We start from the raw sequence: 23,163 nt of genomic DNA, 5'->3' as shown, positions 1-23,163 counted from the left end.
GGAGCGGCAGTGGGCAGCAGCACCTCAACCCAGACCGGGACGCCGGCAGCGGCCAGCGTCCCGGATGGCGGCGACCTCGGATCGGACGCCTCGGCCACCGTCGGGGGCGGCGGCCAGCGCTTCGGTACGGCCTGGCTGGCCGCGATCCTGGTGGTCGGGCTGGCGCTCGGCCTGGTCGCCGGGCTCCTCGTACCGGGGCTGACCCGGCCCGGTGACGCCTCGCCCGAGGCCGGGTTCGCCCGGGACATGTCGACCCACCACGCGCAGGCGGTGGAGATGGCGATCCTCGCGCATGAGAAGGGCACGGACCCGGACGTACGTACCCTCGGGGCGGACATCGCCCTGACCCAGCAGGGCCAGATCGGCACCATGCAGACCTGGCTACGTACCTGGGATCTCAACCCGACCGGCTCCCAGCCCCGGATGGCCTGGATGCCGAAGGGTGAAGACATGATCCGCGAGGGGCTGATGCCGGGCATGGCCACCGACGAGGAACGGGAACGGCTGCGTAACGCCACCGGTCGCGACTTCGACGTCCTCTTCCTCCAGTTGATGCGCCAGCACCACCTCGGCGGCATCCACATGGCCGAGGCCGTGCTCGACCTCACCGACGACGAGCAGGTCACCCACCTGGCCGGGTCGATGGTGGCCGGGCAGAAGAAGGAGATCGACGGTATCCAGGCACTGCTGACCAAGCTGGGCGCTGGATCCTGATCAGTCCCGTACGGCGGCCCTCACCCACGGGTGGGGGCCGCCGTCGTTTGCCTGCGCGCTGCCGCAGGCCCGCCTCCATCATGCCAACTTTGTCCGTATAGCCCAGTTAGAGGCTAGTGCGGCCTTTCAGGAGTTTTCTCCGCAGATATCGTGACCAGTCATAATCCGGGTTCGTTGTCCTAGACGTGGGGGTTGCACTCAAGGACGCACGACGTTCCGTCACCAGCTGGTGCCGGCGTCACACCATCGGCGGTGACGGGGCGGTGGCGGCCGTCCGTCGCGGACAACGGTCGGGCGCGCAGGGGACGCTCAGCCGCGACCAGGAACTCGAACTGATCGAGGCCATCCGGGGCAACCATCCCGACGGGTACGGCCTGGACGACGAACTGTGGTCCCGGCACACCGTGGCCGCCCTCATCCAGCGCCGATTCCAGCTCGATTTGGACCTGCGCGACGTCGGGGCGTACCTGGGGGCGTGGGGTCTCGGGCCCCGCGAACCCCGGGAGCGTGCCTGCAGCCTCTGCGCCGACTCGGTCACCCGCTGGATGGAACACGCCTACCCGGCGATCCTCCGGTCCGCCCAGGAACACCACGCCGACGTCTACTGGCTCGGCCGGACCCGGCTGCACGGTGTGGTACCGCCGGCCGACGTCCTGTCGGCGGTTTCGGCACGCGGCCGTACCCGTTTCATGATCGCCACCCCGTCGGTCAACCCGCCCCTGCCCCGCGACTTCCTGCTGCGACTCAGCGGCGCAGCCGGCCGTACGGTGCACGCGATCGTGGACAGTTCCTGGCCCACCGCCCGGTGGCCACGCCGCCTTCCACCGCGAATCGTGCTGCACCCGCTGCCCAGTTGCGGCCGGGACGCATAGCCCGGCGGCTGGAATACGTAGCCGACGGTACGAACGGGACGCGGCGGCGACATGAGCGGATACCGATTGGGCTGACGGACCGGGGGTTTGCTACAGTTCCTGAGTCGCTGAGCCCCCGTAGCTCAGGGGATAGAGCACCGCCCTCCGGAGGCGGGGGCGCAGGTTCGAATCCTGCCGGGGGCACCATCGATGAGAAACCCAAAAGGCCGTTGACCGGGAAACCTAGTCAGCGGCCTTAGTCGTGTGCCCGGCCGTCAGTGGTCTGTGTCGGGCGTCCGTGCCGAATGCGTGCCGAAGTTTCGGCGCGACCTCAGCCGGGCCTAGCTGCACTGCCCCGGCACCTCCGGTGCGCCAACCTCCGGTGGCCGCCGAAGCGATCTTCATGTTCCCCATCTCGGTGTCTTCTTTGCTCGGAATTACACCCTTTCAACGGCGCACTCGACCAGAGCCTGATCGACACGTTGAACTTTTCCCATGGACTGAACGTGCATGGAGTAGTGGTGGCAATCGAGATGACTCCGGAGGTAACTGGTTCCAGGTCATCTCGGGCTGCCGGTCGACTAGGAGAACAGGAGGAGAGCGTGCGCCGTTTTTCGATTCGCAAGTTGATCGCATCTATGTCGGTTGCGGTTGTCGCCGCGGGGCTGGCTATCGGTGTGGGTGCGGCCCCGGCCCAAGCCGGCGGAACCACTGGGTGGTACTCCCTGTGCGCTAGGGGAACCTACACCTCCTACATGAAATACAGCGACAGCCCAACTACCTCGGTCCTGGCGCACCCGGGAAGTTGTGTTCCGATCTACTTGGATGGCTCCCGGGTCGACATCTACGGCTTGTACCCGGGCGGTTACGAATTCCACGTGGGCACCAACTGGTGGCCAGCCAACATCGCTACCACCGGCAACATGGGATCGTGGGGCTGGTACGTGTATTAACTTGAGCTGACGCTCAGCTCTGGCCATTGGTGGGTGAGACCACCGCGCAACGCATGGTCTCACCCGCATCAGAGTCCTTCCGAGGTTTCGTACAAACGTACCGGTAAGAACCATGCCGAATGCCCGGCCGTAGCCGTAGCACAGGCCGTACAGCAGCGGCACCGCGAACAACCACAAGAGCGCCAACTCCTCGCGGCAACTCGGCCATGACCGTCGGTCAGGTACCGGCGAGGGCCTCGGTAGGGGCGAGCCGGCTCGCTCGTATCGCCGGATAGAGGCCGGCGACCGCACCGATCAGAAGGGTGGCGGTGAGGCCACCGACCGTTGCCCAGGCCGGCACCACGACGGGCCAGCCTTGCCCGGCCGCGTACAGCCCGGTGACGACGACGCCGAGCAGGGTGCCGCCCGCACAGCCGAGCGCGGAGAGCAGTAGCGACTCGGCCAGGAACTGCCCGCGAATCTGCCCCCGGGTCGCGCCGAGCGCTCGCCGAAGTCCCACCTCGGCACGACGTTCCAACACCGAGATCATCATGGTGTTGGCGATGCCGACACCACCCACCAGGAGCGCCACCGCCCCCAGTCCGAGTAGCAGCCCGTTCAGCGTGCTGTCGGCGGCTTGTTTGGCGGCCAGCACGTCGGAGGGTCGGGACACCGCCACCTCGCTCGGCGACTCCGGGTTGATGGTCCGGCCAAGCACGTCTCGCACCGCCGCGACCTGGGTCGGCGCGGTCCGCAGGTATACCCGGGTGGGACGGCCGTCGAAGCCGAGATAGGACCGAGCCGCCTCCCACCCCACCAACGCGGCCGAGTCCAGCTCCTCCACTAGGGGTACGGGTGCCAGGATGCCGATCACCGCGAACCACTCACCGCCCAACCACACCCGGGCGCCAACCCCGGGTACGTCCAGACGGCGGGCGGCGGTGTGCCCCAGGACAACCGTCGGATAGGCAGCGGTGGCGGACGTGAACCAGGTACCGGCGTGCAGGGTGCCGTCGACGACGGTCAGCAGCTCGGGCTCGGCGGCGAGCACGACGAGACTGCCGGTCTGCCCGGCGGGGATCCGGTCGTTCCGGTAGACGGATCTGGCGACGGTGCCGGTGGCGCTGACCGACTCCACCGGCCCGACCCGATCCACCAACGCCGTCGCGTTCTCGGGTAGGACCGCTTCCCCGCCCGTACGGGTCTCGCCCGGGGCTGCGGTCAGCAGGTTGGTGCCGAGCCGGTCGAGGGTCTGGTCCAGCTCGGCTCGGCTGGAGGTGGAGATGCCGACCACCGCCAGCATCGCCCCGATCCCGATGGCGATGCCGAGCGCGGAGAGGAAGACCCGCAGTGGTCGGGCCCGTAAGCCTGCCGCACCGAGTCGGGCCATGTCCGCGGCGCTAAGCCGAGCCGGCCGCGGTTTCGAGGTGCCTGATCTGGGGCTCTCCGGCGTACCGGGTTGCCGGCTTGCCGGCGTACGGGTTTGCCGGGTCGGGGTCGTCCTGGCTTCCCGGGTCACCGATGCACCGCCAGGGGTGCGGCGGCGGTGTCGCGGATGATCCGGCCATCCCGCAGCATGATCTGCCGGGGCAGACTCGCCGCGATCTCCTGATCATGGGTGATCACCAGGACCGTGGTGCCCTGGGCGTGCAGCTCGTGCAGCAGTCCCAACACCGCCGCACCGGCCACCGAGTCGAGGTTGCCGGTCGGCTCGTCGGCGAGCAGCAGCGCCGGCTCGCCAATGACGGCTCGGGCGAACGCCACCCGCTGCCGTTCACCGCCGGAGAGCTCGTGCGGCCGATGGTCGAGCCGATGGTCCAAGCCGACTCGGGCCAGCGCCTCCGCCGCACGCCACCGTCGTTCCCGCCGGGGTACGCCGGAGTAGAGCAATCCGTCGGCCACGTTGTCCAACACGGGCACCCCGGCGGCCAAGTGGAACTGCTGGAACACGAAACCGAGCCGCCGGCCACGCAGCGCGGACACCTCCCGGTCGGTGAGCGCCGACAGGTCGTACCCGTCGATGCGTACCGTCCCGGACGACGGGCGGTCGAGGGTGCCGATCAGGTTCAGCAGGGTGGACTTGCCCGAGCCGGAGGGACCGACGATCGCGGCGAGTTCCCCGTAGCCGATGGTCAGGTCGACCTCGCGCAGTGCCGTCACCCCGCCGGGGTAGGTCCGGGACACCCCGACGAGTTCGATCACGGCGGTCATTGCGGCACTCCCACCGTCATGCCCTCGGCAAGGCCCTCGCCGCTGACCTCGACCCGTCCGTCGGCGAACATGCCCGCCTGCACGGCCACGATCCGGGTACCGGAGGGGCTGGTCACCTCCAGGCCGTATCCGCCCTCGGCGAGCGCCAGTAGCGCATCCGCCGGCACGGTGAGCACGTCACGGCGCTCCTGCTCGACGTATTGCACGTCGACCGGCGCGCCACTCAGCGCACCCAGCGACTTCTGATCGGCGATGGCGATGGTGACCTGGACGGTGGCGGCACCGGTACCGGGCCGTTCCGAGTTGGCTCCCTGCTCTCCACCTCCGGCCGGGGCACCGGAGGTCACGGCACCCACCGCGCTGACCTCACCGGCCACCGAACCGCCGGTTGGCAGGGTCACCGTCACCTTGGTCCCCTTCGTCGCCCAGCTGGCCTCGCCCACGCCGGCGGTGACCGTCACCATCCGCACGTTGCCGGTGTACGTCAGCACGTCACCGGTCGCGCTCGCACCGAGGCGTACCAGTTGCTGCGCGACGCGTACCTCCTTTGGTGCGTAGACCACCCGGTACCGGTCGACCGTGCCGGTCTCTGGCAGCGTCAGGTCCTTCTGCCAGCGCTTCACAGCGACGGTGGTGAGTGCGGAGAATTCGTCGTCCACAGTGAACCCCTGATAGCCGAGGGCGGCGAGGTTGCGCTCGAACTGCCGTACGTCGGAGCCGGTACTGCCTTCGGCCAGCGCCCGGTACATCGGCAGGAAGCCATAGAGCAGCACGACCGGCTGCTCGTCGGCTCGCAGCAGCACCCCGCCGCGTCGTACCGTGGCTCCGACCGCCGGTAACCAGGTCACCGTGCCGGTGGCGGTGGAGGCGAGCGGTGTGGCGGGGCCGTATCCGAGTTCGCCGGCCAACGTCACGGTCTTGACCAGGGTCTGTCGGGTGACCTGCGCGGTGGCGGCCGGGCCGGTGCGCTCCGATGGCGGTTCGTCGCCGCCGCGCCCGCCGAGGCCGAGGGTGGCCGCGCCGGCCACCGCAAGGGTGACCAGCGCGGCAGCACCGCCCGCTATGGCCCGCAGCCGCCGTCGCCGCCGCCAGCCCGCCACCGTACGGGGCGACTCGGCGGTACGGGGTGGCTCGGTGACATCGGCCGATTCCGCCCGGGATATCTGCTCGCTCACCCCTGGTGGCTCGCGTTCGGGTTCGGGGTGGTCTTCGGACGGCCATCCAGCACCGGTTCGCAGATCTGCAACGCGCGAATGTTGGCCGCCTGCTCCTGCGGGGTGAGTTCCCGTGCCAATCCCCCCTCATTCGGCCATTCACCATCGGGACCCGGGTCGGGCCAGTCGGGCATCCCGTTCGCGCGCATACACTTCGCGTGTTCCCGCCGGTTGGCAATCTGCTCCGCAGTCATCGGGGGCGGCTTCTCCTGCAACTCCTCGGGGACAGGCAGGCTGAAGTCCTTGCACTTCAGCTGAGCTTCCCGCCACTTCGGGTCGGTCTTCTTCGGGATGCCGTGCGCCCTCAGGTCGACTCGCCCCTTGGCGTCCGGGTCCGGCACCTCGAAGCCCTCCTTACGCAGGCAGTCGACCCACTTCCGTTGCGCCTCGACGTACTGGGCGGCAGCTCCGCTGGCCGCGCCGGCCGATCCGGTCGGCTGGGCACTCGCACCACCGGCCGTGGCCACCGACTGCGCATCGGTGTCGCCACCGCATGCGCTCAACGCGAGCACCAGCATCGCAGCGGCTCCCACACCAAAACAGTGCCGATACCGGCCTCGAACACTTGGTTGACTCATCGATATCTCCCGACGTTTCCATTCCGATTTGCGCGCAGGCTGAAGCCGCGCAGATGACGAATTCCGCGATCTGCGTTTAGAAGTTGGCTGATTCGTTTACGAGCTGCGGGCTACCGGTGACCAGCGCCAGCCATCGGTCGACCCGTACAGGACACCGTCGGGGTAGCTGTGGGCGTAGAACCAGCCATCCGGCGTACGGCGGATCGGGAAAACGGTGGCCGGCAGGCCCGGCAGTTCGACCGGTTGGTAGGTGCCGTCATTCGGACGGGCCACCCACCAGCGGTAACCTTCGATGTCTCGATCGGGGTGGGGCACGACCTGGGACAGCACATGCGTCCCGTCGGCGGCGACGAACGACTGTGCACCACCGACTAGGTGGTCGACCGGCACCTTGTCCACACCGGTGTCCCGCTGCCAGTCACCACCGTCCCGGCCCGCGTTCTCCACATAGCGGTAGACGGCACGGTGCCGCACTCTGACGACCACCGCGTACGCCGTCGGCCCGTCACCTGTCGTCAGGTACGGCGGTTGGCAGCCCTCCGACGAGCAGGCCGGCGCGTCCACGAAGACCTTGGTGGACCAGGTACGGCCCGCGTCCCGACTCACCGCAACCGCCGGCCGACCAGTCGCCTGATCGACACCCGATGCCCACAGTCGGCCGCCCGACTCTCCGATCAGGAGTTCGGTGCTCAGGGTCAACGGAGGCTGGTTGGTCAGCGGCGCGATCCGGCGTGACGTCGGATCGAGCGCGTGCACGATGCACGGCGAACCCGCCACCCCGCCCGACTCCGGCCAGCAGAGGGCCGTGCTTCCGCTCGACACCGCCGCGACGGCCGGGGCGCGCTCTGTTGTATGCCAGGTTCGCCCGCCGTCCGTGCTGGTCCGCAGCTCCCACTCTTTCGTGTCCGACGGGCCGGATGGCTCGACGGCCAGCAACCGACCGGCTTTGAGGACCTCGAAACCGGTGACCCTGATCGGTCCGCCCCGGTCGCTCCAGGTACGCCCGCCATCGTCGGAGCCCACCAGTTGCATGCTGCTCTTGTCGCACGGCTGCTTCGCACAGCTCGACTGCGTCGACACCAGCACGTAGAGGTGTCGTGCGTCGGCCGCCCTGACCATCTGGACCAATCCCCCGGGATATGGCAGCACGCCGGGCAACGACTTTTCTCCACCGGTGCCTGATTCGCCCCTGACGGTCGGCTCGGACCGCACCATCGCGGCAATGCCCGTACCGGCGCCCATGGCGAGCGCCACCGCGACCGCAGCGTTGGCCACTACGGCCCGTCGACGTCGGCGTTGCCGCCCGGCCGCGTACACCTCGTCCGCGACCAGCCGGCTCGGCGGTGCCGAATCCGTCGCCTCCGCAAAGAGATCACGCCATTCCGTCATGCCTTTCCCTCCGTAGCGCCGGCCAGTGCGGGGACGGAAACTGCATCGCCCAGGATCTGGCGCAGCGTGGCGAGACCCCGCGCTGTCTGGCTCTTGACTGTAGTCAGTGCGCGCAAAAAGCCAAAAGAATCTTGGACCCATTGAAACCACCCCTGACAGGGACATCCCGCGTGGTGCGACCATCGTCTGTGTACTGCCGACCTGGCCGCTGCCGCCGTTGACGGCTACCGGGCGGGCGTCCAGGGGCAGCACCGATCGGCACCGATCTCGCTAGCCCTCACGCCCGCTGCGTTGTTGCCGGAGCGGACGGGCGTTGCGTACCTCACCGAGGTGGTAGCCCCGTGGCCGTGCGCACCGTATCTGCGGGTGTGTCATGGGTGATGGGGAGCTGTCCGTGCCCGTCGAGCATGCCGGCCCGGTGCTGGCGGCGGCCGAGCTGGAAGTAGTGATGGTCGATACGCGACTCGTGGCCGATTGCCTCGGTCAGTTCGGCGACGTTGGCTCCGGCGGCGACGCACATCTCGGCGATGGCGTTGACGAACGAAATCCGGATGGCTAGGGAGGCAGCATTTCCGTGTGACACGGGGAATTCCTGGCATCCACACGCACATATGGTGGAGGCATGACCGATGTTACGTACACCCGCCTAGGCTCCGACGCCGCCGCTGCCTTGATGGACCAGTTGTGCGAGGTCTACACGGACGCCTACGGCGAAGTGTCCGGCGAGGACAGCAACGTAAAGACCGGTGCCTTCCGCGACCGCGCCACGGGAGCGCTGAGCGCCCGGAACTACGAGCTGGTGACGGCGACGGCCGGTGACGATCTGGTTGGGTTCGTCTTCGGCTACAGCCTGCGGCAGGAGCGCGACTGGTTCGCTGGGCTCCAACCGGCTCCAGAGCCCGGGTTCACCGATGAGCGCGGCGGCGAGCGGACTGTGGTGCTGGCTGAGATCGAGGTTCGCAAAGCCTGGCAGGGCAGAGGAACCGGGCGAGGACTTCATGACACGTTCCTCGGGGGTCGTCGCGAGGAACGGGCAACGCTGTCGGCGAACCCAGCAGCGGCTGCGACTCATGCCCTCTACGAGGGGTGGGGCTGGCAGCGAATCGGCACTAAACCGGGGCGGCCCGGTGCCTATTACCGTGAATACGCGGTGTTCATGCGTCCACTTTCGCTAGCTGGCAGGCGGTGACTGGTAGGCGCCGATCGCTTGGTCGAGTTCCTTGACCGCCCGGGTGCGCTTCCACGGATCGAGCCCGCGGCGCAACTGCCGCACTCGCTGCTCGATGCGGCGAGTGGAGTTCACCGAGGTCAGCTCCACAGCCTCGGTGATCGTCTGGCAGGCCAGACCGATACTCCGCTGGCGGGCGAATGCCTCGGCGCGAAACAGTAGCCGGAACGAACGGTTGTGCAGGTTGCCCTGGTCGCTGAGTTTCAGTGCCTTGTCGGTCACTGTCAGCACCTGATCCGCATCGTGGAACTTCAGCGCATTCTGAGCACTGGTGCTCCAGAAGAACGACTCGTCGTAGAAGTACCACCACGACTGGCGCTGGCTTTGGCCGCTCAATGCTGCTTGCAAGGCGGCATACTCCTGATCGAGGGTGTCCTTCGACCGGGCCGCCTGCCCATCGGCTGTCAGTGCCCGAACGGCTACGTCGGCGGCGTAGGCGCGAGCGTATGGGGTGTCGCTCTGTTCGGCCCACGCTGCGGCGGCGACGGCATGATCGATGCCGACCCGAGGCTTTCCCTGCCACGTTGCCAGGTGGCTCATCGTGCACAGAATGTATGTCACCAGTTCCACGGCACGCGCCTCGTGCGCGGCGGCTCGCGCGTCGTCGTAGAACCGTTGCGCGGAGCCGTAATCGCCCATGTTGAAGCACAGCCAGCCGGACAGTTGGGTCAGCTCGGCATAGGCGGTCACCGCGCGGTCGCGTAGCGCGCCATTCGGGGCGGCTTTGGCTTGCTGCTCGGCGATGCGCCGGTAGGCCAGCGCACTGGGCAGCGTCGAACTCGCCCCGAGAACATCACCTTGCTTGCGTAGGTTCGGCATCATGGTCTCGCAGTGCGCCAACGTAGCCGGATCGAACCTACCTAGATCTGCTGCGGGCGCGGCATCGGCATGCTGGGCTAGGCCCGCCAGCTCAGTCAACGGCGCTACGGTGGCGACCGCCAGCGCGGCAGTCAAGTTGCCCAACATGTCCCTGCGAGCCTGGGAGTGCGGTATCCGTTGCATCCACATCGCGATGACCTGCGCCAATTCTCCGAAGTCGACCTCCTCCGGCAGGCGGTACAGGCCGGTAGCATCCGCGGGTAGTGGAGCACTCGCCTCGGCACCGGGGCGCCGGCTGAGAAGGTCGCGAAGCAGGATCTCCGCCTCGCCTGGCACCATGATTTCACCCGCAAGGGTGGTGGTCGTACCCCGAGGCGCTGTCAAAGTCGTTCCGGCGGCCGAGTCGAGATGACGGAAGCTTGGCAGGTCCGCCAGCAGGTCGACGACGCTGCACTCATAGATCTCCGCCAGCCGCACAAGGTTGTCCTGTGATGGTGAGTATCCACCCTTGCCCGGCCAGATCTCCCAGTACGAGAAGGACTTGAAGGTCTTCGGCTCGTCAGGCCACCGCCGGTTCCACTCGTCGGCGGCTCGCGTCTGACTCCACCCACGCACGGTCCGAAGAGCCACACGGGGGTTAAGTCGAAACCGCGTCTGAAAGATCTCGGCTGCCTGCACCCATGTTTTGCCCGCTGCGCGCAACTCGGCAGCCAACCGCACCTGCTGCCGTCGCAGGCTTTCCGACCGTCCCTCGGTCATCCCACCACCCTACAAACAGCCGTGCACATCGATGCCCATTCACCAGACGATACGTCCACTGCGCCCAGTAGGGAAACTTCCCCGCGACACGGGGAATTGACGGCCGGAAACCTCCCGATGATGCCGGGTAGCGATTAACCCAATGCATAGGTGATCGTGGTGGGGAGCAGCATCCGTGCCGCCCTACCGGAAACGTATCCACACCGGCGGTGGGACGGACCGGCGAGCCGGCCAAACATGACTATGCCTCCATTCGGCTGGCACACCGCCATAAAGCCCGCACAAGCAGTCAAACGAAGGCCGAACGATTATTCAATCGAGACCTTGGAATGCAAGGGGGACCATGACTGCAACAATCAGCAACTGGTGGGCCGCTACGTTCGACATCCGGGCGGGGAGCGCGTCGCCGAATGTGCGTCCGAATCATGAATTAGTCGATCAGTTGACTTCCTGGCGTTACGTGACTGCGGGCTCCTCCGTGGCGTCGGGAAAACGGGCGGAGTGCGCCGTGCAACCCGATGCTGGCGGCAACCACGCGGTGCGCTCCGCCACCCGTGATACACGAAGGGAAGACACGTGGGGACATACCACGGTGGGCAGCGGTTGGATCAAGCGCAGCAGACATTGGAGCGACACGCGGTATCGAGCGCGAACGGGTTATGCCTGACGTGCGGCACACCCGGACCGTGCGTTGAGCACGAGACTGCGACTCAGACATTCATGTTTTCGATGCGGCTGCCCAAGCGAGTGCCGGGTGCGACTCGGCCCGAGCTGATCGGCGCGCGGCGACTAGGCGGTCCGGGGTTGCTGGCGGGGATGAACTGAGGCGGGACATTTACTTCATCGCCTCGACTGTCAAGCCCAGGCGACAGTCCACCGAGAAGCGCGATGGCGCTCCAATTAAAACAATGCGTGATATCGAAAATATGAGGCTGCCGCTACAACGTGCCCGACCTTATCGGGCCCCAAATTTTCTCCCTGGCTGCGCTATGTCTCAGCATCAAATTGCCGAAGCTGTAAAGCCCACGGTTCCACGAGGTAAGTGGTCGCCAGCTACTGAAAAGCAGGGACTTAGGAGAGTTATAACGTGTCGAAATTCGCTGCCCACGACCTGTCAAATAATCACAGTAGAGTCATCAAATATCCGCCGCCAGTCGTAACGCCAAGCTGGAACGATCTCAACACCATCACGGGCCTCATCGCTGAGGCGGTCTCTCCCTTGCCTACCGCCGCGTGGCTGGTCCCCGATGCCGAGCAGCGCACCAGCGCGCTTCGTGACCAGTTCAAGATTCTGGTCGAACACGCCGCCTTCTACGGTCACATCGATGTGCTGTATGACCGGTCCGCCGCCGCGGTCTGGTTCCACCACCTCGGCCCCGTACCACCACCACACCACTACGACCAGCGGCTCCACGAGGCGTGCGGCAGCCATGTCCACCGCTTTCGCCACCTCGATGCGCTTTTCGACAGGCATCGCCCTGCCGAACCGCACCACCACCTCGCCTTGCTCGCGGTCACCCCCGCCGCACAGGGCACCGGACGCGGCACCGCCCTGCTTGACCACCACCACCGGCACCTGGACCAAGCGGGCATCCCGGCCTACTTGGAGGCCAGCAGCCCCCGCGCCCGGGACCTCTACACCCGCCACGGCTACGAGCCCCGCCGAGCGTTCACCCTCCCGGATGGCACCCCGTTCTGGTCCATGTGGCGCGAGCCGCAACCAACCCACCAGAGCTGAAGCTCTGCTTCCGCAAAGCCCGGCCCAGCCCATCACTCACAACAAATCCCACGAGGACAAAGTGTCGCGAACAGCAACAGCAGCTGTCGATGAGCAACTACGAATCATGCAGACAGGTATCGAGGCCGTACGAACTCGCGCAACCGTTGCGGGCAACGAGGTAGAGCGGGTCATCGCCCGAGCCGCCTTCGCCGGTTTCAGCGCCATCGCTGTCGGAATGACCCAGGTACGGGAGGCGATCCAGCAGACCCAGACGACCCTGGCCGCCATCCACGTCGCCGTCGGTGACACGTCCACCACCGTCCAGCAAGCGCCGGTGCATGAGTCACCCGCCCAGGCGATCTCGGAGCTGGGCCGAGCGGGGCAACGCCTCAAGACCGTCCACGACACGATTATCGCCACCATCGGTCAGGTCGATGAAACCCGAACGGTGGCCGTAAGAGTGCTGCACGGCGGCGACCCCGGGCCACTGCTCGCGATGCTCGAAGCGATCAAAGAGAACCTCGTGCAGGTCTTGCATACCGGCACCGCCGCACAACAGTCGTTGGCCGCGCTCATTCACAGCGCACAACAAATGGGACGCGCAGAGTCCTGAAGGTGGCCTCGTCGATTGCGACCTGAAAGGAGAGTTTCGATGTCGCATGTGCTGGCAGGGCTGGTCGGCATGCTGATCGGTGCCGTCGTCGGATTCTGCACCTACTGGCGATCAAGACACTGGTGTGTTCGGTGCGGTCGGACGCTGACTTGCGCGACCTGCGCGAGAACAGCTGACGCGTCTACCCCGCGAGGTTGACCGCCCATGCCGACCACACCAAGCGCAGAGTCGAGAGCGGCCGTGACGGACAGCCTACCCAGATCAAAACGAGCCAGGCGCATCAGAAACAAACGACTCAACCAACTACCCCTTGCCGCAGCGGCCAATCAGCCACTCGCGTACCTCGTAAAAGAATCTGGATTCCGATCTCTCGCCGCCTTTGCTAGCGCGATCAACAACCACGCATCGGCCGCGTATGGCATACAGCTCAGTCACGACCACAACATCATCAGACGCTGGCTCAACGGCGCGGCGTGCATGCACCCCGAAATCGTCGCCGATGTCCTCAGCGGCGCGTGGGGTGTAACGATACCGCCGGCCGTGATCTGGCCCGACGACCGCAACGGCACGCCACCCGCATCAGCCCACCTGCAACCGTGTATCGCCGAGCACACCCTGGCAAACCTGGGAGCCTTCCTCCGGCGCGACGCGCTCCGCGAAGTCGGCTGGACCGACCCTGTCCCGGTCGCGACCGGCGACGAACTGGTAAACCCGATATCGCGATGGCTGGCATCCCCACCCGTCCGCCTAACTGCCACCGAGCAGGGGCCACAGCACACCGATCAGCGCGATCAGCTGATGGTCGACCGAATCGAGGCAGCCACCGCCCACCTCATTGCTCTGGATGCGGTGGCCGGTGGAGAAGCAGCGCGCGACATGGCGGCAGGACAACTGCGATACGCCGTGGACCTCGCCAGCCATCACCTGCCAACCGACACCTTCATCCGTAACCGTCTACTCGCCGCGATAGCCAGACTCGCCTCCGAGGTGGGCGCGATGTCCCACGACGCCGGCCTCGACGGCACCGCACAGCAGTACTTCGCCTACGCGCTTCAGACCGCGCAGGTCGTGGACAACGACCACGCCAACCTCGTCGTCGTGTATGTCCTCACGCACATGGCCCACCAGATGTGCGAACTGAGTGCGCCACAGACGGCACTGCGTCTTATCGAATTGGCAGCTGCGCACCACATACAGCACGCCGCCCGCAGCGGCGTCATGCAGGGCATGCTCTGGATCCTGCGAGCCCGCGCCCTGGCCATACTCGGCCCCGACTGGATGGAAGAGATCAACAGCTCCATCGCCCTGGCCCTCACCGGCTGCGCAACCGCCGAAACCCCACCACCAATCAGTCAGTGCCGCCTGAGGAGGCATGCCGCCGAGGTTTACCTAACCATCGCCGAAGTCGACCATCGGCAGGCCGCCCCGCTCGCCGCCAAAGCAGAGTCCTGCTCGCTCATCGCACTCGATACCCAAAGCCAGAACCAGGCCCGCGAAAAGGCATACAACCTTATCAACCTCGCCCGATCACGGTTCCTTCTCGGAAGACCGGACGAGGCGTGCGACGACGCAACCCAGGCAATACAACTCGCCCACCAAATCCCAGGGGCAGCCAGACTTGCCACACGTATACACGCTCTCGCCACCATCGCCGAGCGGTTCCCACATCATCCGCAAGCACGAGACCTTCACCGCCGCGCACTTCACTTTGAGCCATAAACAACCCGAATGGAGTGACTCCAAACAAAACCTTCAAACACATCCATACATAAGGCCCGCACTTTCGACGCTAAAACTCTCTCTTGGCCAAGATTTGCAGCCTTCGCATCGACTGCTCAGGTGCGCCGCGTCGCCCAGAGCAGCATGCCGACCTTGCATGCCTCTATCCAGGCGTCAACAACGGGGGAAGATATGGCGGAGCTACTTTTTGCCGCAGTTGGAATTACGTTTCTGATTATTGCGCTCATCAGGGGTACCGCGTCGGGGGCAACATGGGTCCTAGTCCGACTGCGCCTGAGCCGGATTTTCACCGCCGTTGTAGTTCTCTTCATAATTGGAGCACTGCTCGTGCAGGTGATGAGGCGAGCCGCATGAGGTGTTGACGGGCGGCGATCATCAGGTTCACCAGGAAGAACAACCGGCACCCGCTCACCCTACCCACAGAGGCTCCTTCACCGTTACTCGCCCGGCCATCATCTTCTTGCTGGTGGACACGGGCCTGTGGATCAACGGCTCTGTTTCACATTCGGTTACCACCGAATGTGAAACAGAGCCGAAATCTACGCAGTTCCGGTCACCCTTCGAGTGGGTGTCACCTCAATCCGCAGGCCGGAGCACTCACGCAACACCCGGGCGACCAGCGCCGCAGTCTAGGATCCCGAGCCTGCTCCTGGATCCAGCAACCGCAGGGTGCCGCGTTCCGCCAGCCGCGGTTCGGTCGCGATCCGCTCGGCCACCACCCTCGGGGTAAAGTACTGCCCGAGGTTCCGTTGCTGGACCGGGTCCATGGCCTGCATCAGGGCGGCGCGTCGGGCTTCGGTTCAGGACAAGAGCCCATCGATGACGAGGTCGAGTTCGGGATGCGATGGCACGTCGCGCAGCCTACTGCGTCTGCCAGCATGGGCTACGGCACCACCACAGAGAAGCTGTGTGCCATCAATAGGCAACCAAGCGTAATTTTCTTGTTTGGCTGCGGGCACCCGCGCCTGGATATCCACCTTTTGGCCGCCGGCTCCGCTGGTCATTTGACCGTCATTTGACCCGCCGTCGCCGATTTACCAGGCGAGGGCAAGATCAATTCGTCTGGCGTGTCGCGTACGTGCAAGTCGCGCTGACCACCAGCTGCCTGCTGGCTCTGATACGGGTATGTGGGTCGGTGTTGAGGGCGGCGTCGGCGAGCTGGTGGATGTGCCAGAACAGGATGAGGCGGCGGGCAGCGGTTGAATGCGGCCGGTGGATGAATGAGAGCAGGTGGGTGGGGTCGGGTAGCTGGAGGCGGACGGCGAGGCGGGCAAGGTCGGAAAGTGGGTCGCCGTAGGCGGCGAGTTCCCAGTCGAGCAGCAGTCCGCCGGGTGTGTGGAGGAGGTGGCCAACTTGTAGGTCGTGATGGAGCAGTCTCGGTTCGATATCCAGATCGGCGGTGTCAAGTTCGCGATGAATGGCCGCTGCGACCGGGGCGAGGTTCGGCGCTGCGGCGGCGTAGGTGTCCAGCCGGTTGCGGAGGTAGGCGCGCCAGGTCGGGTAACGCGGTGCGCCGGCAAGGCGGCCGACGTGCGGGCCGGGGATGCGGTGGATGGCGGCGAGGGGTTCGGCGATCTGATTGAGGAACTGGTTGGCGGGCACAGGTGGGGCGTGGACCGCGGTTTGCGCAGCCCAGGGCGGTGCTGCGTTCGGATCGGCGGCCAGGAGTCGGGGTGCGGGTGCGTGGTGGGCGGCAAGGAGGGTAAGGGCGGCGACTTCGTTCGCGGCGCGGGCGGCAGTGCCGTACTGCTTGAGCACGTAGGGCGTTGGCCCATTGATATGCCAGACGCGATTGGCCTGGCCGGTGGTGAGTTCGCGGGCGCCGTCGGGGACCCGCCCGTCGAGTTCCGCCATGATGGGTTTCAGGCGACGTCGCCAAGGTAGCCGATGTGCAGGTCGTCGACGGCGAGGGCGGCGATCGGTTGCCGCAGGGCGTGGGGTAGCAGGTTGAGGCCGGACACCTTTTCCAGTTCGACCCACTCCAGTCCGGTCTGCAGGTCGTCCTTGGCGTGGCCGCTGAGCTGGCCGGGCGTTCCCTCTGGGGTGCAGTGGAAGATCGCTTCGACGCGGTGGGTGTCGGCTTCGGTGTCGGCGTGTTCGTGGTTGGCACCGATGTATTCGCGCAGCCAGAGCATGCGTACCACGTGCACGGTCAGGCCGGTCTCTTCGTGGACCTCGCGGCGTGCGGCGGCGTCGAGGGGTTCGCCGGGGTGTTGACCGCCGCCGGGCAGGAAGTAACAGTCCATGCCCTCCCAAGTCGCTCGTTGGAGCAGGACGCGCCCGTTGTGGATGACGACGGCTTTGGCAGAGGTGCGGATGGTCGGCAGGTTTTGAGGCTCAGTCACGAGGTGGTCTCCAACTCTTGCTCGACACGGCGGGTGGGGGCGTCAGCGTTCAGTCTTGCCGAAGCCCCGGTGGTTTCTGGTGAGCTTCTGGAGGATCATCGCCCAGGGACCAGCCATCCGGACGAACGGTTGGAGCGGGCTTGCAGCGATCACGGCGGCCGGATGGCAAGGGGATGCCAGCGGAAGCTGACCGGTGGGGCGTGGCGGGAGGACGGCGGCGTGCAGCGCGGGGGCGAGGGCAAGCAGCCGTGCGGTGAGCAGCGGGCCGTGGAGCAGGATTCCGAGGAAGGCGATCGCGGCCCATAGGGGCCCAGCCCACCAGGCGGACGCGATGGCGGCGGCTGCCAGGGGTGCGCCGATCAGCCAGGCTGCTTCGTCTGCCCACTCGCGCACGACCAGGAGGGCCTTGGCTGGGCGGGAGATGGCGGCGGGCAGGTGGGAGACCGCGTGGGCGTGGCGGTCGGGACGGGCGGAGGAGGTGAAGGCGAGCGCGTGGAGATTGGCCAGCCCGGTCGGCTCGGTGTAGGGCTCGTCCAGGACCGCGACCGTGGTAGCGGTCAGGTCGACGCCGAGCACGGAGAGTCGGTGTCCGGTGCCGAGGTCTTCCATCGGTTCGGGAAAGCCTCCAAGCGCACGGATAACCGGGAGGTGGACAGCCATGCCGCAGCCTACGGCGTAGACCATGGGGCGTAGCACTGTGCGCAGCCACTGCGGTAGCGGGGAGCCCGACAGGTAGGCGTGGAGACGGATGCGGGCGAGTTCGATGCCGAGGGAGCGTCGCAGCTGGTACACCCATTCCCCGGTGAGTAGCAGACCGACCGGCCCGTTGGGGAAGGGGCGGCGGCCCAGCAGCGGCAGCCGTTGCTGCTGGATGAGGGCCGGCGTCTTGTCTGTCCGGGCGATGCGGGTGGCGGCTGCGGCGGCGAAGGCGTGGAGGGTGCGGGCGTCGGGGATCGCGTCTGCGTCGTAGACCACGGCGAACGTGGACTCGGCGTCACCGGTTTCGTGCCAGCCGACCGGGCCGAGCACCTGATCGAGGTGGTCGAGGGCGAAGTTCAGCTGGCCGGCTTTGCGCCCGCCGATGTCGGGCTGGTGCAGGTGCACCAGGGGCAGCCGGCCGGATGGCGAGGTGGCGGCGAGGGCTGCGACAACCTCGGCGGTGGTGGGTTCGGCGTCGAACCGTTCGGTCAGGATCGTCAGGCGGTCGTCGGGCGGGGCGGCGTTAACTTCTGCGGCGACGGTGCGGCATTGGGCGGCGGGGAAGATACCCCGCAGTTGTTCGGCCCGCAGCGGGTGTTGGGCGGCCAGTGTCGGGAGCTGACTGCGGTGCCGGGTACGGGCGATGTTCTCGCGTTCGGTGGTAATCACCACGACGGCGGCCCGTCCGTGCGGGTACTCCAGTGCCTTGAACGCGGCGATCGTTTCCGGGGCGACGCTCTGCTCACGCAGCATCGGCAGCAGGATCACCAGCCACGGCACCTCGCTGCGGTGTATGGGCGCTGCGGCCGGCGGTGCCAGCAGCCACCGGGCGCTCATCTCGACCGCCACAATCACCCACAGAGCGCGGGCGAGCAGGGCGGCCAGCAGCACAGGGGCAGCGATGTGCAGCCAGACCTCCGTAGCGCTCACTGCTGCTCCAGCAGCCGGTAGATGGTCCGCGTCTGGTCGGCGATGGCAGGCCAGGCGAAGGTTTGCGCGCGTTCACGGGCGGCGGTGCGCCGGAGGGTGTGGTCGGGGGTTCCGGTCTCGGTAAGCACCGTCTCGACCGCGTCGATTGCGGCGGCGGTGTCACCGGGCGGGGTGAGAACGGCTGCGGGGCTACTGCCTGCGTAGTGCGGGATGCCGCCGACGTCGGTGGCGACGACGGGGGTGCCGCAGGCGAGCGCCTCCAGTAGCGCGTTGTTGGCAGTAGCGTCTTTCAGCGGCAGCAGCAGGACCGCGGCTTGGCGGTAGAGGGTGATCAGCGATGGCTCGCTGATGCCCTGCAAGACACGAGTGGCCGGGTGCCACGGGCGGCGGTGGGCCTCTCGGGTGACGACGGTCAAGTTGATGCCGTCGCCGTGCCGGCGGTGCAGGCGTTCGTGCACCGTGTCGAGGACCTTCCAGTCCCGTAACCACCAGCCGACCGTCAGCACTAGCGGCCGAGAGGTGAGGAGTTGGTCGGCTGGGGTAAACGCGGCCGTGTCGATGCCGTGCGGCACCAGATGCACCCGCTCGGCGGGGACGAGGTTGGCGAAGAACTCCTGCTGGTGTGGGTCGAGAGTGATGATCTGGTCGGCGCGTGCGGCAACGTCGCGCCAGGCGGCGGGCGGCATGAGTGCCGCCAGGTGGGCTGCCGGGCGGTGGTAGGTGACGGCGGTGGGTCCCTGGCGGCGGCGGGAGAAGTAGAACTGTTCGTCCCCGTACAGCACGTGGGCGGGGCCTCGAGCGGCGAGAAGCGCGAGGTCGGTGGCGCAGTGCTCGACTGGGTAGAACGGCAGCGGGCACCGGCGTCGAAGCAGTCGATGCGCGCGTCGGGCGGCGTGTTGGGCGAGGCGCCTGGTGGGCGGGGTGATCCGGCGGACGTCAGGGAGGTGGTCCAGGAGCCGGTCGTAGCCGCTGTGAGCGGTGTGCCAGGGTACGCGGACGACTGAGGCGATCACGCGTCATGCCTCCTTCGGGGCGAGTAGGCCATGGGCTCGTAGCTGCGGCGCGACGGCTGCCGGCTGGTCGAGATGAAGGACGGACAGGCCGCCGGCAGTGAGCGGATGGAGGCGTTGCGCCCAGCGGCGGCGGTGCCGGTGGTGGTGGGCAGGGCCCCACCACAGGATCGAGTCGCGGGAGACAAGGTGCCGGAAGGTCTCCCGGTTCCCGGCGAACAGCTCCTGCCCGGTGGCGGCCCGCCGTATCGAGCGGCGGATCAACCGCGGCAGACAGGTCCGTAGCGGCAGGTCCAGCCAGATGGTGAGCTCGGCGCGTTCAAGCAGGATCTCGGCGACGTCTCCGCCATAGTTGCCGTCCGCGATCCAAGCCCTGGCGGCGAGCGCGTGTCGCACGGCGTCGTGGAAGTCGGAGGCACCGACAGGAGTCCATTGCGGTCCCCAAAACAGGTCGTCGAGGTCGACGTGGCGCAGGCCGGTGTGAGCGGCGATAGCGGTGGCGAGGGTGGACTTGCCGGAGGCCACCGGCCCGACCAGCGCGATCCGTTGGGCCATCACGTGAGGCCCCCGGCTACAACGTGAGCGATCCGCTCCAGCAGCCGCGCGGTGCGCACCCCGACGGTCACCGTCATCACCGGCACCTTGGCGAGCAGGTCCTCCACGCAGCCATCGGCTTGGCGTGCCAGCTCATCGGGGATGCGGGTGCGGTCGGCGAACCAGGGGTGGAGCCAGTCCTCGTCATGCGGGGTGCAGCAGACAGCGGCTAGCGCGGTGCGGGCCACGGCCGGGCCGCAGAAGGCCATGCTCAGCTCCCGGCTGTCGTCGCTGAGTTGAGGGAGAACAACGAGCCGGATCGGGGCACTTTCCCGCACGCGGGCGGTGAAGGCGTGGGCGAAGTCGCGCGGAGTGCATGCAGCCTTGTGGGCATCGCCGAAGTCGGCTCGTGGTTGCCGGGGCGGTGGCAGGCCGCGACGCGGGCCAAGCGCGGACAGAGTGCCGCCCGCGATCCGTACCGAGATTGGCACGCCGACCACGCGGGACGCGCCCTCGGTGAGCACCGCGCGGTCGGAGGCGACCACGTCGGCCTGGCGGTGCGCAGCCAGCGCGGTCAGCACGGTGGTCTTGCCCGCCCCCGACGGCCCGGCGATCAACACTCCGCGGCCGTCGATCGCTGCGGCAGCGGCGTGGAAGGTGGTCCAGCCGCGATCTTCCGCGCAGCGTAGGACGATCTCTCGGATGACGCGCATGGCGTACCGCTCGCCGTGCTCTGTCCCCGGATGCAACACGACGTGCGGTCGGCGCGCGGCATCCTGGGCGTACAGGTGGTCCTGGGGTAGGCGCGAGTCGGGGTCGGGCCGCCACCAGGAGACCTTGCCCATCTGGGAGAATCGGTACGGCTCGCCGCGGAAGGGGACCACCGTCAGCGACCGAACCGCACTCAGGCGGGTCATCTGCTCCCGGAAGAGATCCTCATCGTGGTGGACGCGGACCGGCGTGAGATGCCCGCACGACGGGGCCAGGTCTGCCTCCGGGGCGAAGTTCCGCAGGTGGATGCCCTGCATGGCGCGGAAGGCATCGTCGGTGTGGATACGGAAGCGGTGTCCGGCGAAGGAGATCAGCTCACTGTCCGTGGTCTCGTTCACGAGCGGCTCCCGCCTGCCACTGTGACCGTGCGCGTGTTGGGCAGCTCTTCCGCAGCGCCTCTCACCAGGCGGCGGGCGATGTCGATGCCCATCTTCACCGCATGGTCCATGTTGCCGATCTCGTACCGCCAGGTGCCGAACCGGCCACGCGGGTAGATCCCACTCTCTTCCATCCACGGCACCACCTCGGCCAAGGCCGCATCGCGGTCGAGGGTGGGCACCGGGTAGGCGTAAGGGATTACCTCCAGGTGGGCGCTGACCAACGGCGCGTGGGCGGGGACGAGGCCGTGGCGGCGCAGCGCCCGGTCGCAGGAATCGATCAATGTGGCCTGGTCGACCTGCGCACCGTCCGGCACGGAGGTTTCCGTCATCCAGGAGCTGAAGGTGCGGGTGTCCGAGCCGGGGACGTTGGCGGGCGCGTACTTGCTGAAGTTGGTGGCCCGATAGAACGGCACGTCCAGCTGCGGGAAGTACATCCACGACCGGACGTCGGTGGTGGGGACCTGGTAGCCGAGACCGACCATGGCCACGGTGGTGTGCCGCAGCCGCCCGGCCGCCGCCCGTACCCCAGCCGAAGCGCCCATCGTCATCGCCACCAACTGGTCCAGCGGCCCAGTGGCCACCAGATGGTCGTACGCAATGCGTTCACCTCCGGCCAGAACCACCTCTCGGACGGCGGCGTCGACCGCGACCACACGGGCACGGGTACGCACACGAGGACCGAGACGAGCGGCCAAGCGGCGCGAGATTTCCCCCGTGCCGCCGGAGATTGGGAAGGCGAAGGTGGCGTTCGGCCCCCACCGGCCGGCGCGCCTCACGGTAGGGGCGGTGGCGGCGGTCAGAATCTGGTCAAGATCGACCGGCGCGACGCGCTCGGCCACCCAGGTGGAGGACATCAGCTCAGGCGCTGTGGCCCACACTTTTGTGTTGTATGGACCGAAGAACCACTCCACCAGCGCCGACCCGTACGTCGCCCGCAACCAGGTACCAAAGTCGGCATCCCTGCCTACGCCGCCCTGTCGTTGGGCGAGGACGAGCCCGTCCAGGCAAGCTGTCGCGTCCTCGGTGGGCAGGCAATGCACGTGCTGTTGGAAGGGATACGGAACCCACCGGTCACGAAAACGGATGAACGAGGACCGGTCATGGCGCAGCAGTTCCCCGTCGCTGAACAGCTCGGACAACAGTCGGTCGAACTCGCCGAAATGGGAGAAGACAACGTGCCCACCCAGGTCCCATGTGAAGCCGGCTGAGTCAGTTACGGAAGAAGCGAGCCCACCCGCAGTGGCGGACGCCTCGAGAAGCAGCCAGTCCGAGTGATCCAGCCGCACCAGGTCGTCCGCGCAGGCCAGGCCGCACAGCCCCGCCCCGACGATGAGGATTCGGCCAGGCTCTCGTGCGCATGAAGCCTGCTGCGCGAGGTCTTCCGCCACGGCGGGCTGGTTTCGCCTCAACCGGGCGGGGTGGGCGACGGTCAGCGGCACGGCCACTCCTTCTCGTCGAATAAGGGACGGGACTCATGCGGAACCAGCTCGGGCACTTTGGCGCCGCCACCGCTTCCAGTACCATCTGTTCGAGGTCGTCGGCATCCACGGCGGTCAACCGGCAACCGCATGGCCCTCGGTAGGCCCGTGACCGAGCATCCAGACGGGCGGCAGCGACGCGCGCAACCGCGACAGCGCAGCAGACCCTCGAGGGTGAAGGCCCCAGAGAGAGGCGATCCGGGCTGCCCCGGCCGCTCACCGCTGCGGCCGGATGCGGTACGACGTGC

20 protein-coding genes and 1 tRNA gene are annotated in these 23,163 nt (G+C 67.2%); 7 read left to right on the top strand and 14 right to left on the bottom strand.

All coding sequences use genetic code 11. The features are described from left to right. The first annotated feature begins 9 nt into the window (after window positions 1-9). The 3 genes from FHR38_RS19865 (at window position 10) to FHR38_RS19855 (ending at window position 1,772) form a co-directional block, all read left to right on the top strand. Window positions 10-714, top strand: a complete 705-nt coding sequence (locus FHR38_RS19865; protein WP_184536086.1) for a DUF305 domain-containing protein — start codon at window positions 10-12, stop codon at window positions 712-714. A gap of 185 nt (window positions 715-899) precedes the next feature. Continuing rightward, the gene (locus FHR38_RS19860) at window positions 900-1,586 is read left to right on the top strand and encodes a winged helix-turn-helix domain-containing protein (protein ID WP_184536085.1); all 687 of its coding nucleotides are present in this window, start codon (window positions 900-902) and stop codon (window positions 1,584-1,586) included. Window positions 1,587-1,697: 111 nt separating this feature from the next. Continuing rightward, a tRNA-Arg gene (locus tag FHR38_RS19855) sits at window positions 1,698-1,772 on the top strand. Between the two features lie 963 nt (window positions 1,773-2,735). Here FHR38_RS19855 and FHR38_RS19850 read toward each other — a convergent pair. The 6 genes from FHR38_RS19850 to FHR38_RS19825 all read right to left on the bottom strand — a co-directional run bounded on the left by FHR38_RS19850 (window position 2,736) and on the right by FHR38_RS19825 (window position 8,472). Beyond that, window positions 2,736-3,887, bottom strand: a complete 1,152-nt coding sequence (locus FHR38_RS19850; protein WP_184536084.1) for an ABC transporter permease — start codon at window positions 3,885-3,887, stop codon at window positions 2,736-2,738. Window positions 3,888-4,012: 125 nt separating this feature from the next. Next, a complete protein-coding gene (locus FHR38_RS19845; RefSeq protein WP_446685688.1) occupies window positions 4,013-4,699 on the bottom strand; it encodes an ABC transporter ATP-binding protein in 687 nt (228 codons plus the stop codon). 5 nt (window positions 4,700-4,704) lie between these two features. Beyond that, window positions 4,705-5,883, bottom strand: coding sequence for a peptidoglycan-binding protein (locus FHR38_RS19840; RefSeq protein ID WP_312882292.1), 1,179 nt, complete (start codon window positions 5,881-5,883; stop codon window positions 4,705-4,707). Next, window positions 5,880-6,455, bottom strand: coding sequence for a hypothetical protein (locus FHR38_RS19835; RefSeq protein WP_184536082.1), 576 nt, complete (start codon window positions 6,453-6,455; stop codon window positions 5,880-5,882). The genes FHR38_RS19840 and FHR38_RS19835 overlap by 4 nt, the downstream gene beginning before the upstream one ends. Window positions 6,456-6,596: 141 nt before the next feature. After that, window positions 6,597-7,889 carry a sialidase family protein gene (locus FHR38_RS19830; RefSeq protein ID WP_184536081.1) on the bottom strand — a complete coding sequence of 431 codons (1,293 nt, stop codon included), beginning with the start codon at window positions 7,887-7,889 and terminating at the stop codon, window positions 6,597-6,599. A gap of 322 nt (window positions 7,890-8,211) precedes the next feature. Continuing rightward, entirely contained in the window at window positions 8,212-8,472 is a 261-nt protein-coding gene (locus FHR38_RS19825; RefSeq protein ID WP_312882291.1) for a hypothetical protein, read from the bottom strand. Between the two features lie 39 nt (window positions 8,473-8,511). On the opposite strand from FHR38_RS19825, the gene FHR38_RS19820 reads away from it, so the two are divergent. Then, on the top strand, window positions 8,512-9,078 hold the full coding sequence (locus FHR38_RS19820; RefSeq protein WP_184536080.1) for an N-acetyltransferase: 567 nt from the start codon (window positions 8,512-8,514) through the stop codon (window positions 9,076-9,078). Here FHR38_RS19820 and FHR38_RS19815 read toward each other — a convergent pair. Beyond that, entirely contained in the window at window positions 9,061-10,695 is a 1,635-nt protein-coding gene (locus FHR38_RS19815) for an NsdA family TPR-like regulatory protein (protein ID WP_184536079.1), read from the bottom strand. The two genes, FHR38_RS19820 and FHR38_RS19815, sit on opposite strands and share 18 nt — an antisense overlap. A 1,186-nt stretch (window positions 10,696-11,881) precedes the next feature. Between FHR38_RS19815 and FHR38_RS19810 the strand changes: the two genes are divergently transcribed. The 3 genes from FHR38_RS19810 (at window position 11,882) to FHR38_RS19800 (ending at window position 14,747) form a co-directional block, all read left to right on the top strand. Further along, on the top strand, window positions 11,882-12,433 hold the full coding sequence (locus FHR38_RS19810) for a GNAT family N-acetyltransferase (protein WP_376771489.1): 552 nt from the start codon (window positions 11,882-11,884) through the stop codon (window positions 12,431-12,433). 217 nt (window positions 12,434-12,650) lie between these two features. Beyond that, the gene (locus tag FHR38_RS19805) at window positions 12,651-13,028 is read left to right on the top strand and encodes a DUF6244 family protein (protein ID WP_184536078.1); all 378 of its coding nucleotides are present in this window, start codon (window positions 12,651-12,653) and stop codon (window positions 13,026-13,028) included. Between the two features lie 240 nt (window positions 13,029-13,268). Further along, window positions 13,269-14,747: a tetratricopeptide repeat protein gene (locus FHR38_RS19800; RefSeq protein ID WP_221449093.1), complete on the top strand. Its 1,479-nt coding sequence runs from the start codon at window positions 13,269-13,271 to the stop codon at window positions 14,745-14,747. 1,074 nt (window positions 14,748-15,821) lie between these two features. Here the strand turns inward: FHR38_RS19800 and FHR38_RS19795 are convergent. Genes FHR38_RS19795 through FHR38_RS19765 form a run of 7 tightly spaced genes read right to left on the bottom strand, consistent with a single transcriptional unit; the run spans window position 15,822 to window position 22,876 of the window. Then, complete coding sequence (locus FHR38_RS19795) at window positions 15,822-16,622, bottom strand: phosphotransferase family protein (RefSeq protein WP_184536076.1); 801 nt, start codon at window positions 16,620-16,622, stop codon at window positions 15,822-15,824. Window positions 16,623-16,630: 8 nt separating this feature from the next. Next, window positions 16,631-17,113 carry an NUDIX domain-containing protein gene (locus FHR38_RS19790; RefSeq protein WP_184536075.1) on the bottom strand — a complete coding sequence of 161 codons (483 nt, stop codon included), beginning with the start codon at window positions 17,111-17,113 and terminating at the stop codon, window positions 16,631-16,633. Window positions 17,114-17,155: 42 nt separating this feature from the next. Then, complete coding sequence (locus FHR38_RS19785) at window positions 17,156-18,742, bottom strand: hypothetical protein (RefSeq protein ID WP_184536074.1); 1,587 nt, start codon at window positions 18,740-18,742, stop codon at window positions 17,156-17,158. After that, complete coding sequence (locus FHR38_RS19780; protein ID WP_184536073.1) at window positions 18,739-19,755, bottom strand: glycosyltransferase family 4 protein; 1,017 nt, start codon at window positions 19,753-19,755, stop codon at window positions 18,739-18,741. Before FHR38_RS19780 ends, FHR38_RS19785 begins: the two co-directional genes overlap by 4 nt. Before the next feature lie 3 nt (window positions 19,756-19,758). Next, window positions 19,759-20,307, bottom strand: coding sequence for a P-loop NTPase family protein (locus tag FHR38_RS19775; RefSeq protein WP_221449092.1), 549 nt, complete (start codon window positions 20,305-20,307; stop codon window positions 19,759-19,761). Then, window positions 20,307-21,395: a hypothetical protein gene (locus FHR38_RS19770; protein WP_184536072.1), complete on the bottom strand. Its 1,089-nt coding sequence runs from the start codon at window positions 21,393-21,395 to the stop codon at window positions 20,307-20,309. Before FHR38_RS19770 ends, FHR38_RS19775 begins: the two co-directional genes overlap by 1 nt. Beyond that, window positions 21,392-22,876, bottom strand: coding sequence for a protoporphyrinogen/coproporphyrinogen oxidase (locus tag FHR38_RS19765; protein ID WP_312882289.1), 1,485 nt, complete (start codon window positions 22,874-22,876; stop codon window positions 21,392-21,394). Before FHR38_RS19765 ends, FHR38_RS19770 begins: the two co-directional genes overlap by 4 nt. Window positions 22,877-23,163 lie beyond the last annotated feature (287 nt).

This window comes from Micromonospora polyrhachis (assembly GCF_014203835.1).
Lineage (GTDB): Bacteria > Actinomycetota > Actinomycetes > Mycobacteriales > Micromonosporaceae > Micromonospora_H > Micromonospora_H polyrhachis.
The sequence above is the reverse complement of the archived record's forward strand: the minus strand, read 5'-3'. Positions and strand labels throughout refer to the sequence as shown.